General features: G+C 74.0%; 14 protein-coding genes. 11 read left to right on the forward strand and 3 right to left on the reverse strand.

Features of this window, described 5'->3' with window-relative positions; genetic code table 11:
• The first annotated feature begins 48 nt into the window (after positions 1-48).
• From PSED_RS15595 to PSED_RS15605, 3 genes are all read left to right on the forward strand, one after another.
• Positions 49-573 carry a VOC family protein gene (locus PSED_RS15595; protein ID WP_013675214.1) on the forward strand — a complete coding sequence of 175 codons (525 nt, stop codon included), beginning with the start codon at positions 49-51 and terminating at the stop codon, positions 571-573.
• The gene (locus PSED_RS15600) at positions 570-1,733 is read left to right on the forward strand and encodes a luciferase domain-containing protein (RefSeq protein ID WP_013675215.1); all 1,164 of its coding nucleotides are present in this window, start codon (positions 570-572) and stop codon (positions 1,731-1,733) included. Before PSED_RS15595 ends, PSED_RS15600 begins: the two co-directional genes overlap by 4 nt.
• A 140-nt stretch (positions 1,734-1,873) precedes the next feature.
• Positions 1,874-2,641 (forward strand): FAD synthetase family protein, encoded by a 768-nt coding sequence (locus tag PSED_RS15605; protein ID WP_049803417.1) that lies wholly within the window; start codon positions 1,874-1,876, stop codon positions 2,639-2,641.
• A gap of 170 nt (positions 2,642-2,811) precedes the next feature.
• Here PSED_RS15605 and PSED_RS15610 read toward each other — a convergent pair whose 3' ends face one another.
• Positions 2,812-4,203 carry a PLP-dependent cysteine synthase family protein gene (locus tag PSED_RS15610; protein WP_013675217.1) on the reverse strand — a complete coding sequence of 464 codons (1,392 nt, stop codon included), beginning with the start codon at positions 4,201-4,203 and terminating at the stop codon, positions 2,812-2,814.
• Positions 4,204-4,238: 35 nt separating this feature from the next.
• Here PSED_RS15610 and PSED_RS15615 point away from each other — a divergent pair, with 35 nt between their 5' ends.
• The 5 genes from PSED_RS15615 to PSED_RS15635 all read left to right on the forward strand — a co-directional run bounded on the left by PSED_RS15615 (position 4,239) and on the right by PSED_RS15635 (position 8,735).
• Positions 4,239-4,835: a class I SAM-dependent methyltransferase gene (locus PSED_RS15615; RefSeq protein ID WP_013675218.1), complete on the forward strand. Its 597-nt coding sequence runs from the start codon at positions 4,239-4,241 to the stop codon at positions 4,833-4,835.
• A gap of 82 nt (positions 4,836-4,917) precedes the next feature.
• Entirely contained in the window at positions 4,918-5,919 is a 1,002-nt protein-coding gene (locus tag PSED_RS15620) for an acetamidase/formamidase family protein (protein WP_013675219.1), read from the forward strand.
• Positions 5,920-5,954: 35 nt separating this feature from the next.
• Positions 5,955-6,716, forward strand: coding sequence for an SDR family NAD(P)-dependent oxidoreductase (locus PSED_RS15625; RefSeq protein WP_013675220.1), 762 nt, complete (start codon positions 5,955-5,957; stop codon positions 6,714-6,716).
• 4 nt (positions 6,717-6,720) lie between these two features.
• Complete coding sequence (locus PSED_RS15630; RefSeq protein WP_013675221.1) at positions 6,721-7,854, forward strand: epoxide hydrolase family protein; 1,134 nt, start codon at positions 6,721-6,723, stop codon at positions 7,852-7,854.
• Positions 7,851-8,735 (forward strand): ABC transporter substrate-binding protein, encoded by an 885-nt coding sequence (locus PSED_RS15635; RefSeq protein WP_013675222.1) that lies wholly within the window; start codon positions 7,851-7,853, stop codon positions 8,733-8,735. Before PSED_RS15630 ends, PSED_RS15635 begins: the two co-directional genes overlap by 4 nt.
• Here the strand turns inward: PSED_RS15635 and PSED_RS15640 are convergent.
• A complete protein-coding gene (locus PSED_RS15640; protein WP_013675223.1) occupies positions 8,719-9,852 on the reverse strand; it encodes an AbrB family transcriptional regulator in 1,134 nt (377 codons plus the stop codon). The genes PSED_RS15635 and PSED_RS15640 overlap by 17 nt on opposite strands.
• 115 nt (positions 9,853-9,967) lie before the next feature.
• Here PSED_RS15640 and PSED_RS15645 point away from each other — a divergent pair, with 115 nt between their 5' ends.
• Complete coding sequence (locus PSED_RS15645; protein ID WP_041759707.1) at positions 9,968-11,857, forward strand: ABC transporter ATP-binding protein; 1,890 nt, start codon at positions 9,968-9,970, stop codon at positions 11,855-11,857.
• A 78-nt stretch (positions 11,858-11,935) separates the two neighbouring features.
• Here the strand turns inward: PSED_RS15645 and PSED_RS15650 are convergent, their stop codons facing one another.
• Positions 11,936-12,856 (reverse strand): hypothetical protein, encoded by a 921-nt coding sequence (locus PSED_RS15650; RefSeq protein WP_013675225.1) that lies wholly within the window; start codon positions 12,854-12,856, stop codon positions 11,936-11,938.
• A gap of 116 nt (positions 12,857-12,972) precedes the next feature.
• On the opposite strand from PSED_RS15650, the gene PSED_RS15655 reads away from it, so the two are divergent.
• Positions 12,973-13,674, forward strand: a complete 702-nt coding sequence (locus PSED_RS15655; protein WP_013675226.1) for a hypothetical protein — start codon at positions 12,973-12,975, stop codon at positions 13,672-13,674.
• Positions 13,671-14,462: a hypothetical protein gene (locus tag PSED_RS15660; RefSeq protein WP_013675227.1), complete on the forward strand. Its 792-nt coding sequence runs from the start codon at positions 13,671-13,673 to the stop codon at positions 14,460-14,462. The genes PSED_RS15655 and PSED_RS15660 overlap by 4 nt, the downstream gene beginning before the upstream one ends.
• Positions 14,463-14,527: the final 65 nt, after the last annotated feature.

Raw genomic sequence — 14,527 nt, forward strand, 5'->3', positions numbered from 1 at the left:
CAGTTCCCGCGAGTACAGCTCCTCGAGTTCCCGACCTAGGAGGATACAATGTCGGAACCGATCCTGGCGCTACGTGCCAACCACGTGGTGCTCATGGTCTCCGACCTCGAGCGTTCCGTGACGTTCTGGACCACTGCGTTCGCCATGGACGTGGTTGCGCGAGAGCCGCGGGCGAACGCGGCGTTCCTGCGTCTTCGGCTCTCACCCAACCACCATGACCTCGGCCTGTTCGGTCTCGGCGCCGGTGCTCCCCGGCGGCGTCCCGGCACCGTCGGCATGTACCACATCGCATGGCAGGTCGACACCATCGACGACCTCGAGGCCGCACGCCTCGCCCTCGCCCAGATCGGCGCATACACCGGCGAGTCGAGCCACGGCGCGACCAAGAGCATCTACGGCACGGACCCGGACGGCAACGAGTTCGAGGTCATGTGGATGTTGCCGCGCGAAGAGTGGGGCGAGTACGAACGGCTCGCTCCGGTCGACCACCTCAACCTGGGCGCCGAGGTCGCCCGTTGGTCCGGGGTGTCCACCGGCGCCGTCGGCAGCGGACTCATCGGCGGCGCGTCATGACCCCTGCCCCGGCCTTCCCCCCGCCGGTCGTTCTGACGGGCGGGAGCCCCCACGCTGCAGATCCTCTGGTGGTGCTCCTCCACGGACGAGGCGCGGACGAACGGGATGTGATCGGCCTTGCCGATGAACTTCCGATCGGCCCCGCCTACGTGGCGGTACGGGCGCCCATCGCCGAGGGTCATGGCTTCGCCTGGTTCGCGAATCGTGGCATCGGACGCCCCCACCCGGACTCGTTGCGAGCAACGATGGACTGGTTCCGCGACTGGCTCGAGCCCGTCGCGTCGGCGGAGCGACCCGTGTTGCTCATCGGCTTCAGCGGCGGCGCCGCCTTCGCGGGTGGTCTGGTCCTCGACGATCCCGGCCGGTTCGCAGGCGCGGCGATCCTATGTGGAACTATTCCGTTCGACGCCGGTGTGCCCACAACACCGGCTCGACTCAGCGGTCTGCCCATCTTCCTCGCGCACGGCGCCGATGACACGGTGATCCCGCGCGACCTGCAGGACCTGACCTGGCGCTATCTCACCACCGAGTCGGGCGCACCGACCGTCGCGCGGAAGGACGCAGTCGGTCACTCACTCGCAACGGAGGCACTCACGCATTTGTCAGGGTGGCTCCAGGACAGGGTGTCGCACCTTGCGATGCGGTCGACCGGTGACGGCGCAGCGGCGGACGACTCATGCCGGTGGGCGGGTTTCGAAGCGCTACCGCCACGGCGTGGTCCCCGGCCCCAGGTGTCGACCTCGATTCCGCAACAGCAGACCTCCGACAACGCGCCACTCGAGATTCAGCAGCAGCTGCTCGCCGAGCTCAGCTCACTGCCGGGGGTGACCACCAGGCAGTCGGTCCTGTCCGTGCCCGGCGCGCGCGGCTTCATGCTCGCCGACGGCAACGGACCGGCCGACGCCTTCCTCGTCGTGCCGGCCGGCGAGTTCGCTCACCTGCATCCGTCGTACGACGGCTCGATGCACCTCGCGCTACCCGGTCGCCTGGCCGCCGACGCGGTCGAGAAGGGATGGGCGGTCGCGCATCCACTCGCCGGTACCCGGCTCACTCCGGGGATGGTGCTGATCTACGGACCCCGCGACGCCGAGGAGCTCGCAGTCGTCGCCGGGATCGCCCGCACCTCGCACCAGTACGCCTCCGGCGGACAGCGGCCATGAGCTTTCTCCGCCCTCTGGCGCGCGCCGATGGCCGGCCGAGGTGCGCAGGCGCGACCAGTTCCGGCGACCTGCGTGGGCCGAACGGCGCCAGACTCCACAGCGGAGTCGAAGACGTGCCACCGGCTCTGCGAGCCGGGATCGTGGCCATCGGCCAGTTCGACGGGGTGCACCGTGGGCACCGCGAACTCGTCTCCCGCGCTCGGAGGAAGGCCGACGAACTCGGCGTCGCCGCGGGTGTCGTGACGTTCAGCCGTCACCCGGCCTCGCTCCTCAGACCGTTGGAGGAACCGCCGTCGTTGTGCACACTGCACGACAAGGTCGAGATGCTGGTCGAGTCCGGCGCGGACTTCGTCGTCGCACTGCCGGTCTCGGCCCGGCTGCTTCAGACCCCGCCGGCGGACTTCGTCACGACGACCCTTCTGCGGGATCTGCAAGCGCGATCGATCGTCGTGGGGGCGAACTTCCGGTTCGGTCACAAAGCCGTAGGAGACGCCGGGCTGCTGCGCGACATCGGCCGAGCTCACGGCACGGACGTGCTGATCGTGGACCTGCTCGATGTCGACGAGGGCCCCGTCTCGTCGACCCGGATCCGGGGACTCATCGCAGCGGGCCACGTGCATGCCGCCGCGCGCCTTCTCGGTCGGGAACATCGCCTCGATTCAGTGGTGACGGCCCACCGCCAGGACGTCATTACCGCCCGCTTCCGCGCCGGCGTGATGCCACCCGCGCCGGGTGTTTACGAGGTTGCCGTCGAGGACTTGACCAGCCTGAACAGGACCCGGCAAACCACCGCCGCCACCATCGGCCCCGCTCGCTCGGCGCGCATCCTCGCGCCTCCCTCTTTCGCCCGGCCACCGGTCGACGGGCAGGTGCGTCTGAGTTTTCTCAGGCATGTGCGCGAGGCCTGACCCGACGACGGCACCGTCAGGGTCGAGCCCTCATGAATGTGGCACGTGCGGCATTTGGCGGCCCGGCCGACTCCGTGGGCCTTGCGCCGCTGGCGTCCGTGTTCGCCAGTGCCTCGGCGGGGGGCCCGGGACGGCTCAGGGCTCGTGGGTGGCGATAGCCGCCCTGGCGACTATCGCCGCTCACGGGTGAGGTCGTGGCGCGACGTCGAGCGGACGACCCGGCCGTCGTCGAGGACGAGCAGCGGCCGGCCGTCGTCGGGGACGCGGGCCAGCGCCCCGGCGACGGACTCGCCGATCCCGATCGTCGCCAGCGGCTCCAGCAGGTGGTCGGCGACCGACCCGTCTGCGGGAGCGTGCCGCAGCGCCGACACCGAGACCGACCCGACGACGTCGCCCGAGGCCCGGTCGGCCGAGGTGGTCTGCCGGTCGGCGACGACGGGGCGGAGGTCGGGGCCTGGGGGCAGCGCCGCGGCGACCTCGCCGACGCGGCGCCCGAGCGGGACGACGGCGAGCCCGGGCGCGGCGGGCGGCAGGACGTCGCGCACCAACGGGCCGGTGGCGGCGTCGACGAACCCCAGCCGCGCGCACCAGTCGTCGTCGAAGTACTTGCTGAGGTAGGCGCGACCGGAGTCGGGCGCGATCGCGACGACGACGTCGCCGGCCCCGAGGTCCGCCGCGACCTGCAGCGCCGCGACCAGCGCGGTGCCCGCCGAGCCGCCGAGCAGCAGGCCCTCCTCGCGGGCGACGCGGCGCACCAGCCGGACCGCGTCGCCGTCGGCGACCCGCACGAACTCGTCGACGACCGTCGGGTCGTAGGTCTCGGGCCACTCGTCGTCGACGGTGTCGGGGTGCAGGTAGTGCCCGACGGCCTCGACGGTGTACGGGCTGCCGTCGCCGCCGGAGTAGCGCGACGTCGCCGGGTCGGCGGCCACGATCCGCACCCGGCCGCCCGCGACCTCGCGCAGGTGCCGGGCCGTGCCGGTGATCGTCCCGCCGGTGCCGACGCCCGCGACGAGGTGGGTGATCCGCCCGCCGGTCTGGGCCCAGATCTCGGGGCCGGTCGTCCGCTGGTGGACGAGCGGGTTGGCGGGGTTGGTGTACTGGTCGGCGAGCCACCCGCCGGGGGTCTCGGCGGCGATCCGTTCGGCGAGGCGCCGGACGTGCCGGGGGTCGTGCTGCGGGACCGTGCCGGGGGTGAGGACGACCTCGGCGCCGTACGCGCGCAGGAGCGCGATCTTCTCGGCGGCCGTGCGGTCGGGCACGACCAGCACGCAGCGGTACCCACGGCGCGCGGCGACCATCGCGAGGCCGATCCCGGTGTTGCCCGACGTGCCCTCGACGACGGTCCCGCCGGACCGCAGCCGGCCGTCGCGTTCGGCCGCGGTGACCATCGCGAACGCCGCGCGGTCCTTCACGCTGCCACCGGGGTTGGCGTACTCGGCCTTGACGTGGACCTCGGCGGCGATGCCGGCCACGACGCGGTCGAGCCGGACCAGCGGGGTGGCCCCGATGCCGTCGGTGAGCGACTGGTGCACGGCGCCGGGCGACGCGGTCCGTTCCACCCGCCCGATCCTGCCCGACCACTAGGCTTCCCGGCATGTCCGACGCGCTCCCCGACGACTGGCGGCGGTGGCGCCGGGCCGTCGACCTCGACGAGTACGAGGCCCGGTGGGCGCGGATCGAAGCCGAGGGGGGCAACCCGCACGGCGAGGCCGACCTGGTCGTCGCGCTGCTGGCGGGCCGCACGGGTGCGCCCGTGCTCGACGGCGGGTGCGGCACGGGCCGGGTGGCGGTCGAGCTGGCCCGCCGCGGCGTCGACGTGGAGGGCCTCGACCCCGACGGCGACATGATCGCGCTGGCGCGCGGCAAGGCTCCGGAGCTGACGTGGCGCCAGGAGGGTCTGCAGGACCTCGCCGACGAGAGCCGGTTCGGTCTCGTGCTGCTCGCCGGCAACGTCGTGCCCTACGCCGACCCGGCCGACCGGCCGGGTGCCGTCGCGGCGTGCGCACGGGCGCTGCGCACGGGCGGGCTGCTGGTGGCCGGGTTCACGCTGCGGCCGGGCTGGCCGTCGGTCGCCGACTACGACGGCTGGTGTGCCGCGGCGGGGCTGGTCCTCGACGCGCGCTGGTCGACCTGGACGCGCGACCCGTACGCGGGCGGCGACTACGCGGTGTCGGTGCACCGGCGGCCCTGAGTCACCGGCGGGGCCGGCGGCCGGGGGAGTTCGGAAGATCGGCTCTTGCGGCGGGCACCGCGGACGGTCGACGATCACCCGGGTGGACGTCGTCGAGTACCGACCCGAACGTGACCAGTACGTGTGGACCTTCGGCGGCGTCGCGCCGAGTCACCGGATCACCCCGGGGACGCTGCTGCGGCTGTGGACCGAGGACGCCTTCTCCGGGCGGCTGACCCGGGTCACCGACCGGCCGGGCGACGTGCTGGACATGACCGAGGTCAACCCGCAGACCGGCCCGTTCTACGTCGAGGGCGCCGAGCCCGGCGACACGCTGGCCCTGCACATCGTCGACCTCACCCCGGCCCGCGACTGGGGGGCGTCGTCGACGATCCCGTTCTTCGGCGCGCTGTCGACGACCGACCGCACCGCCCTGCTGCACGACCCGCTGCCCGAGCGGACCTGGATCTACCAGCTCGACCGGGCCGCCGGCACCGTGCTGTTCGAGGCCACGAGTGCCGACGTGCGCCTCGAGTTGCCCTGCAACCCGATGCTCGGCACGGTCGGCGTCGCGCCCGCCGGGCGCGAGGTGCGCTCGAGCCTGGTGCCCGACATGTTCGGCGGGAACATGGACACGCCCGAGATGAAGCCGGGCGTCACCTGCTACCTGCAGGTCAACGTCGAGGGCGCGCTGTTCTCGGTCGGCGACGGGCACTACCGGCAGGGCGAGGGCGAGAGCTGTGGCACCGCCGTCGAGGGCGCGATGGACGTGACGCTGCTCGTCGAGCTGATCAAGGGCGCGCCCGCGCCGCTGTGGCCGCGGATCGAGTCCGACACCCACTACGTCGTGGTCGGGTCGTCGCGGCCGCTGGAGGACGCCTGGCGGGCCAGCCAGGTCGGCATGATCGGCTGGCTCGGCGAGCTGTACGGTCTGGACCGGCTCGACGCCTACCAGCTGCTCACCCAGATCAGCGAGTCACCGCTGGCCAACGTCGTCGACACCAACTACTCGGCCGTCACGAAGGTCCCGAAGGCACTGCTGCCGGCGGGTCGCGCGTACAACGGCATGCACACCCACCTGCGCGAGCAGGCCGCGACGCTGTGACGCGGCCCGCCGACCGACCCCTCTAGGGAGATCGAATGGACCTGCAGCTGACCGGTCGCAAGGCGCTCGTCACCGGCGGGACGCGCGGCATCGGCGCCGCGATCGTCGAGATGCTCGCCGCCGAGGGCGTGCGCGTCGCGTTCTGCGCGCGCTCCGAGGAGGAGATCCTCGCCCGGGTGGACCTGCTGGGCGGCAAGGGCTACGACGTCGCGGGCCGGGCGCTCGACGTCGGCGACGGGGAGGCGCTCGCCGCCTGGGTGGCCGACGAGGCGGCGGAGGCCGGTGGGATCGACATCGTCGTCGCGAACGTCAGCGCGCTGGCCATCGGCCCCGGCGAGGAGAACTGGAAGGCCAGCTTCGAGGTCGACCTGATGCACACGGTGCGCATGGTCGAGGCGGCGATGCCGCACCTGGAGGCGTCGGACGCCGCGTCGGTCATCGCGGTGTCCAGCGTGTCCGGCCGCGAGATCGACTTCGCCGACGGGTCCTACGGCGTCATGAAGGCCGCGCTCGTGCACTACGTCTCCGGGCTCGCGCTCGACCTGGCGCCCAAGGGGATCCGGGCCAACGCCGTCTCCCCGGGCAACACCTACTTCGACGGCGGGGTGTGGCAGGGCATCGAGCAGGGCAACCCCGAGCTCTGGTCGACCGCGCTCGGGCTCAACCCGACCGGCCGGATGGGCACGCCCGAGGAGGTGGCCTATGCCGTCGTCATGCTGGCGAGCCCGCTGGCGAGCCGGATCAGCGGCACGAACCTCGTCGTTGACGGTGCACTGACGCGCGGCGTGCAACTGTAAGGACGTGCGCGAGTACCGCATCGAGACGCCCCAGGCCGACCTCGACGACCTCCGCGACCGGCTGCGTCGCACCCGCTGGCCCGACCCGGCGACCGTCGACGGCTGGACGCAGGGCGTCCCGCTGGACTACGTGCAGGAGCTGTGCGCGTACTGGGCCGACGGGTACGACTGGCGGCGCTGCGAGGCCGAGATCAACTCGTGGCCGCAGATCCGGACCGTGCTCGACGGCGGCGCCGACGACGTGGTCGACGTGCACGCCCTGCACGCGCGGTCGCGCCACGAGGGCGCCCTGCCGCTGATCCTCACCCACGGCTGGCCGGGCTCGATCGTCGAGTACCTCGGCGTGATCGACGCCCTGGTCGACCCGCCCGACCCGGCCGACGCCTTCCACGTCGTCGTGCCCTCGCTGCCCGGCTTCGGGTTCAGCGGCAAGCCGCGGGTCCCGGGCTGGGGCGTCGAACGTATCGCGACGGCATGGGCCCAACTCATGGACCGGCTGGGCTACGAGCGCTACGGCGCCCAGGGTGGCGACTGGGGCTCGATCATCACCGCGACGCTCGGCACCGGGGCCCCGGAGAACGTCGTCGGCATCCACCTGACCATGCCGCTCGCCGACGTGCCGCCGCCGGAGGAGCGCGGCCGGCTCACGCCGGAGGAGAAGCGGGCCGTACTGGACTCGAAGCGGTTCAACCGCTTCGGCGCCGGTTACTCGGCGATCCAGGCGACCCGGCCGCAGACACTCGGCTACGGGCTCACCGACTCGCCCGCCGGGCAGTGCGCCTGGATCGTCGAGAAGTTCTGGGACTGGACCGACTGCGCGGGCCATCCCGAGAACACGATCCCGCGCGACCGACTGCTCGACAACGTCATGACGTACTGGCTCACCGGGAGCGCGGCGTCGTCGGCGCGGCTGTACTGGGAGAGCTACGGCAAGACGCGCTTCGACCCGGTCGAGGTGCCGACGGGTGCGACCGTCTTCCCGCAGGAGATGCGCCGGTTGCCGCGCAGCTGGCTGGAGCGCCGGTTCACCGACCTGCGGATGCTCAACCATCCGGAGGCGGGCGGGCACTTCGCCTCGCTGGAGCAGCCGGAGGTGTTCGTCGACGAGGTCCGGACCTTCTTCCGGATGGTCCGATGAGGATCGCCTCGCTGCTGCCCGCGGCGACCGAGATCGTCGGCGCGCTCGGTCTCGCCGACGACCTGGTCGCGGTCACCTACGAGTGCGACGAGCCCGCGGGCGTCCGGGACCGCTGCGCCGTCGTCGTCGACACGGCGTTGCCGGCGGGGCTCGATCCCGCCGGGGTCGACGCCGTGGTCCGCGACCGGGCCGCGCGCGGGCTGCCGATGTACGCGCTCGATCGCGCGGCCCTGGCCGCGGCGGCGCCCGACCTCATCCTCACCCAGGACCTGTGCCGGGTGTGTGCCCTGCCGTCGGACGACGTGGTGCACGCCCTGGCGGTGCTCGGGTCCGACGCGGACGTGGTGCGGGTCGACCCGCACACCGTCGAGGAGGTGCTGGCCGCGGTCACCGAGGTCGGCGTCCGGGCCGGGCACCCACGGGCGGCGTCGGCGCTGGTGGCGGGGCTGCGGGCGCGGCTGGACGCGGTCGCGGCCGCCGTCGCCGGGCGCGCACGGCCGCGGGTCCTGGTGCTGGAGTGGACCGATCCGCCGTACCTGCCGGGCCACTGGGTGCCCGAGCTGGTGCGCCGCGCCGGGGGACTCGCCGCCGGCGGCGCCGAGGGTGCCCGCAGCGTGGCCGTCACCTGGGACGAGATCGACGGGCTCGGTGCGGACCTGACCGTCGTCGCGCCCTGTGGCTACGGGCTCGACGACGCGATCGCCCAGGCCCACGACGTACTCGAGACGCTGCCGCCGGGACCGGTCGTGGCGATCGACTCGGCGTCCTACGTCGTGCGCGGCGGGCCGCGGCTCGTCGACGGCATCGAGGCGCTCGCGGCGGTCCTGCACCCCGGGGCGGTCCCCGAGCCGCCGCCGGGGCGGGTCAGTCGCGTCCGGTAGTGCCCCAGCGCCGACCCGCGAGCCGGGCCAGGAAGGGCGCGATGAGCAGCATCAGCACCACCCGCAGCACCTGCATCGCCACCACGAACGTGACGTTGGTGCCCGCCGAGATCGCCGTCGCGAGGACGGCGTAGATCCCGCCGGGCGTCGTCGCGAGATAGCCCTCGAGCAGCGTCGCGCCGGTGAGGTGCGCGAGCACGACGCCCAGCGCCGCGCACGCTCCGATGATCACGACGATCAACCCGATCGCGAGCGGCAACACCCGCGCGACCGTGCGCAGGCTCTCCCGGGTGAAGCGGACGCCCGCCTGCCAGCCGATCACGGCATAGGCCACGTCGACGACCAGCGACGGTGGGGTCGACCCGAACGACCAGCCGGTCAGCGCGAGCACCAGCGCGACGACCATCGGCCCCAGCAGCGCGCCCGCCGGGACCCGGGTGAGCACCCCGAGCGGGACGCCCACCGCGCAGCAGAACGCGAGCACGCCGAGCCCGACGTACCAGGGCGCCGACGCGGCGGTGTCGCCGCCGGGAGCGCCGTGCCGGGCGCCGAACGCGAGCGCCGCGACGACCGGCATCGTCGCCGTCACCAGCCCCACCCGCAGGTACTGCACGACGGCGACGACCCGCTCGTCGCCGCCCAGCTCACGGCTGATCGCGACCAGGCCCGACGCCCCGCCCGCCGTGAGCGCAAGCATCCCGGTCAGCGGCGACACCCCGCGCTGCACGCCCAGCAGCAACCCGGCGCCCATGCTCGCGAGCAGCGTCGCGAGGCCGATGCCGAGGACCGGCAGCCAGTCGCGCGCGACCGCGGCCAGCGTGTCGCTCTGGGCGATCAACCCGATCACCACGCCGATGACGGCCTGCGCGCCCGTCGTCGCGGGCTGCGGGACCGCCCGCGGGGCCCGCCCCAGCAGCGCCAGCACCGTCCCGACGAGCAGGCCCGCGAACAGCGCGGGCGAGGGCACCGACACCGCGCCGAGCCCGACGGTGACCGGGACGGTGAGGCCGACGATCAGCGCCCAGCGCCGCCACGCCACCGCGCGCACCCGCGCCCCGAGCGCCGGCCGGGGCGGCGCCGCGGCCCGGGCCGCTTCCTCCGGACAGACCGATCCCACGCACCGACCCTGTCACGCGCGACCCGCTGTGGCGCCTGGCAGGCTGGGCCGGCCGGTCGGCGTGTGGCCGGTTTCACCGAGGGGGCGCGATGTGACCGGGGCGAACGACGCAGGCGTGACGGTGGGGACGAGCCCCGCGGGCGACCGGATCGGGCGCCGGGTGTGGGCGCTGTTCGGGCCGCACCGGTGGGCGCTCGCGGGAATCCTCACGGCGGTGCTCGTCTCGAGCGGGCTGGGCATCGTCACGCCGTTCCTGACGCAGGCGACGTTCGACAAGGCCCTGTTCCCGCCGGACCACGTCGTCGACATCCCCCTGCTCGGGTGGCTGGTGGCCGGGATGGTCGCGATCCCGGTCGTCTCCGCGCTGATCGGGGTGTGGCAGACGTGGCAGACGACGCTGCTCGGCAACCGCGTCATGGCCGACCTGCGCGGCCGGCTCTTCGAGCACCTGCAGCGCATGGACCTCGCGTTCTTCACCGCCACCCGGACGGGCGCGATCCAGTCCCGGCTGGCCAACGACGTCGGCGGCGTGCAGAGCGTGCTCACCGAGACGGCGACGTCGATCCTGGGCAACGTCGTCACCGTCGTCGCGGCACTGGTGGCGATGCTGCTGCTGAGCTGGCAGCTGACGCTGGTCGCGGTCGCGCTGGTGCCGGTCTTCGTGCTGCTGCAGGTCCGCGTCGGACGGGTCCGCCGCAGGCTGGCCGGCCGGACCCAGGAGTCGCTCTCGGACATGACGGCGATCACCGAGGAGGCGCTGTCGGTGTCGGGGGTCCTGCTGGCCAAGGTGTTCAACCGGCAGGCCGACGAGGTGCGCCGCTACCGCGAGGAGAACGCCAACCAGGTCGGGCTGCAGGTACGCCAGGCCATGACGGGACAGACGTTCTTCGCGGTCGTGCAGACGTTCCTCGGCGTCACGCCCGCGCTGGTCTACCTGGTCACGGGCCTGCTGATCGCCGCGGGCGGCGGGCTGAGCGCGGGCACCGTCGTCGCGTTCACGACGTTGCAGACCCGGCTGCTCTTCCCGACGGTCAACCTGCTGCGGGTGTCGCTGGACGTGCAGACCTCGCTCGCGCTGTTCGGGCGCATCTTCTCCTACCTGGACCTGCGGCCGCGGATCGTCGACGCCCCCGGCGCGCGGGTCCTCGACCCGACGGCGGTGCGGGGTGCGGTGACGCTGCGCGACGTCTGGTTCAGCTACCCGCTCGCCGACCGCGACGACCCCACGCCGCCCGGGACCCCGGTGCGGCCGTGGGCGCTGCGCGGGGTCAGCGCGCAGCTGGCACCGGGCACGCTCACCGCGATCGTCGGACCCAGCGGCTCGGGCAAGACGACGATGTCGTACCTGATCCCGCGGCTCTACGACGTCGACCGCGGCGCGGTGCTGCTCGACGGCCAGGACGTCCGGGAGCTGACCCAGGCGTCGGTGCGCGCGGCCGTCGGCATGGTCACCCAGGACACCCATCTGCTGCACGCGACGATCGCCGCGAACCTGCGCTATGCCGCGCCGGACGCGACCGACGCCGAGCTCGAGGCCGCCGCCCGCGCCGCCAACATCCACGACCGGATCGCGAGCTTCCCCGACGGCTACGACACCGTCGTCGGCGAGCGTGGCTACCGGCTCTCCGGCGGCGAGCAGCAGCGCCTCGCCATCGCCCGGGTGCTGCTGAAGGACCCGCCCGTGCTGATCCTCGACGAGGCCACCAGCGCACTGGACACCGCGAGCGAGCGGCTCGTGCAGCAGGCGCTGGAGACCGCGACGCAGGCCCGCACCACGATCGCGATCGCCCACCGGCTCTCGACGATCCTGGGTGCCGACCAGATCCTCGTCGTCGACGGTGGGGAGATCGTCGAGCGCGGGACGCACGAGGACCTCCTCGCGCGCGGTGGCCTCTACGCGCGGCTCTACACCGAGCAGTTCGCCGACGGGAAGGTCGAGGTCCGGTGCGGCAACGGCGTCGTCTTCCGCGACGGCCACACCCTGCTCGACCCGTCCCCGAGCTGACCGGCGGTCCCCGGATCAAGTGCCGCCGACGCCTGCGTCGTCGCCGGCACCGGATCCGCCGCGGCGACGAGGACCGCGTCAGCCGGACAGGTCCTCGACGCGGGCGCGGGCGCGTTCGACCTCGGCCGCCGCGGTCCGCAGCCGGCTCGACGAGTCGCGCAGCGTCGCCGCCGCGGACCGTTCGGCCTCGGTGGCGTCGCGCTGCGCGGCGCGGGCCTGCTCCAGCTCGGCGACCAGGTCGGCGACGCGGTCCTTGGCCTCGGTGAGGCGACGGGCCGCGTCGTCGTGCTCGTCGCGGTCGACCTGCTCGCGTTCGCGGGCCTCCGACTCGGCGGCGACGGCGTCGTCGAGGGAGCGCCGCGCGTCGGCGAGCTCGCGGGCCCGGCGTTCGGCCTGCTCGTCGCGCGCGACCTCGTCCTGCCCGGCCTCGTCGCCGTCGGCCGGCGCCGGTTCGTCGGCCGGTGCGGGGCGACGCGGTGCCGGCCGTGGTTCGGCGCCGGCGAGGGCGTCGGGCCCGAACCCCGAGTAGCTGACGGTGCGGTGCAGCCGCCCGGACCGGACCTGGTCGGCGATACCGGGGTCGGCGAGGGCCGCGTCGAGGATGCCGCGCAGGTCGCGCTCGGTGCTCTCGGCCACGCGGTGCCCGTCGCGACCGGCCAGCGCCCTGGCCTCCCTGGCCATCGCGGCGACGAGCTTGCCGCGCTGCGCCGACAACGTCCGCAGCGCGGCCCCGTCGAGCGTGCGCTGGGCGTCGGTGAGGTCGGAGGCGAGCGAGAGGAGCCCGTCGAGCTGCTGGGCGCGCTCGCGGGCGAGCAGGTTCGCCAGCCACGCGGCCTGGGTGGGCCGGCGCAGCCTGCCGATCGCCTTCGCGGCCTCGCGGTCGCCGGCCTCGCGTGCCGCGGCGACGAGCTCGTCGCGGACCGGGACGAAGTCGTCCGGTGGGACGCCGTACAGCTCCTCGGCCGCGGCTTCCACCCGATCGGGGTCCTCGTTGCTCATTGTGGTGCATCCAGCTGGAGCACTGCGCGCCTCCAGGTACCATCGAGTGTGACAGACATCACAGCATCGAACCGTATGAACGGGTTGTGACGGGCAGCGTCCGGGCACTCGGACGCATGGACACGACCCTCATCGTAGTGATCATCGTCGTGGTGGTGGTCCTCGTCGCGATCGGCGTGGCGGCCTACCTGGTCGGCGCCCGGCGGCGCAGCGCACGGTTGCGTGAGCACTTCGGACCGGAGTACGAGCGCACCCTCGCCGAGACCGACGACCCGAAGGCGGCCGAGCGGCGCCTCGCCGAGCGCGAGAAGCGGCACCGCAGCCTCGACCTGCGCCCGCTCGGCGAGCACGAGCGCGCCGAGTTCCAGAACCGCTGGCTCGGGGTGCAGAGCGGGTTCGTCGACGACCCGGACCGCGCGGTCGAGCGCGCCGACGGTTTCGTCACCGAGGTCATGAGCGCGCGCGGCTACCCCGTCGCCGACTTCGACCGCCGCGCCGAGGACGTCTCGGTCGAGCACCCGATCGTCGTCCAGCGCTACCGCGAGGCCCGCGAGATCTCGAGGCGCAACGCCCGCGGCGGCGTCGACACGGAGGAGCTGCGCCGGGCAGTGACGTCCTACCGCGCGCTGGTCGAGGCGCTGCTCGACGAGAGCGATGACGGCCGCCGTGGCGCCGGTCGCAACGGCGACCGCGGGAACCGCGCCGCGGAGGCCGGCGACCGCGTCGACGGCCACCGGACCGACGGCCACCGGGTCGACGGCCACGGGGTCGACGGCCACCGGGCTGGGGACCGCCGGACCGAGGAGACGACCCGATGACCCGCGCCGACGAGCACGACGCGCGGCACGCGACCCACGGGGAGGACGACATGGAGCACCGCACCGACGACCGTGCCGACGCCCGGCACGACGGGCGCATGCAGGACCGCATGGCGGACGGCATGCAGGACCGGGTCGACGACCGGCACGCCGACCGTGGCGACCCCGTCGACGACCGGGCCGGTACCGACCGCGACGGCGGGACCTGGGGTGACGGAACCCGCAGCGAGGATCCCGGGGCGACCCGCGACGGCTGGGGCACACCGCCGGCCGAGCACGACGGAACCCGGGACACGACCGCGGGAGGCAGCCGCGCCGAGGCGATGCGGAGCGACGCCCGGGAGCACCACGGCGCGGACGGGCCTCAGAGGGACGGCTACGGCGGGGACGGCTACGGCGGGGCCGGGTACGGCCAGGGCGAGCCGGACGGCGTTCCGGCCGGCCACGACCGCGGCGCGCCCGGGGGAGCCCCCGCGGGAGCCGGCGGCGGACTCACCCGCCGCGACGTCGGGGACGACGACCCCAACCGGCTCGTGCCCGCCCGGCGTGCCGCCGACTACCAGCAGCGCTGGGAGTCGCTCAAGGCCCACTTCGTCGACGAGCCGCGCACCGCGGTCCGCGGCGCGAACGAGCTCGTCGGCGAGGTGCTCGACGACATCGAGGCGATGTTCCGCCAGCAGCGCGGCGAGCTGGAGCGCGACCTGCACGACGACGCGGCGTCCACCGAGGACCTGCGCCTGGCGCTGGGCCGCTACCGCACGTTCTTCGACCGCCTGCTGTCGTTCTGACCGCCGGCGCCGCCCGTGACACGGCGCGTCCCCCGCTCGCAGCGAGCGGGGGACGCGCCGTGCCG

Origin of the sequence: Pseudonocardia benzenivorans CB1190 (assembly GCF_000196675.2) — a bacterium.
In the GTDB taxonomy this organism is placed as follows: Bacteria; Actinomycetota; Actinomycetes; order Mycobacteriales; family Pseudonocardiaceae; genus Pseudonocardia; species Pseudonocardia benzenivorans.

Bases quoted from the DNA above. Each gene is read 5' to 3' on its own strand.
- PSED_RS15595 (WP_013675214.1), top strand. From the start codon at position 49: ATGTCGGAACCGATCCTGGCGCTACGTGCCAACCACGTGGTGCTCATG.
- PSED_RS15600 (WP_013675215.1), top strand. From the start codon at position 570: ATGACCCCTGCCCCGGCCTTCCCCCCGCCGGTCGTTCTGACGGGCGGG.
- PSED_RS15615 (WP_013675218.1), top strand. From the start codon at position 4,239: ATGTCCGACGCGCTCCCCGACGACTGGCGGCGGTGGCGCCGGGCCGTC.
- PSED_RS15625 (WP_013675220.1), top strand. From the start codon at position 5,955: ATGGACCTGCAGCTGACCGGTCGCAAGGCGCTCGTCACCGGCGGGACG.
- PSED_RS15635 (WP_013675222.1), top strand. From the start codon at position 7,851: ATGAGGATCGCCTCGCTGCTGCCCGCGGCGACCGAGATCGTCGGCGCG.
- PSED_RS15650 (WP_013675225.1), bottom strand. From the start codon at position 12,856: ATGAGCAACGAGGACCCCGATCGGGTGGAAGCCGCGGCCGAGGAGCTG.
- PSED_RS15655 (WP_013675226.1), top strand. From the start codon at position 12,973: ATGGACACGACCCTCATCGTAGTGATCATCGTCGTGGTGGTGGTCCTC.
- PSED_RS15660 (WP_013675227.1), top strand. From the start codon at position 13,671: ATGACCCGCGCCGACGAGCACGACGCGCGGCACGCGACCCACGGGGAG.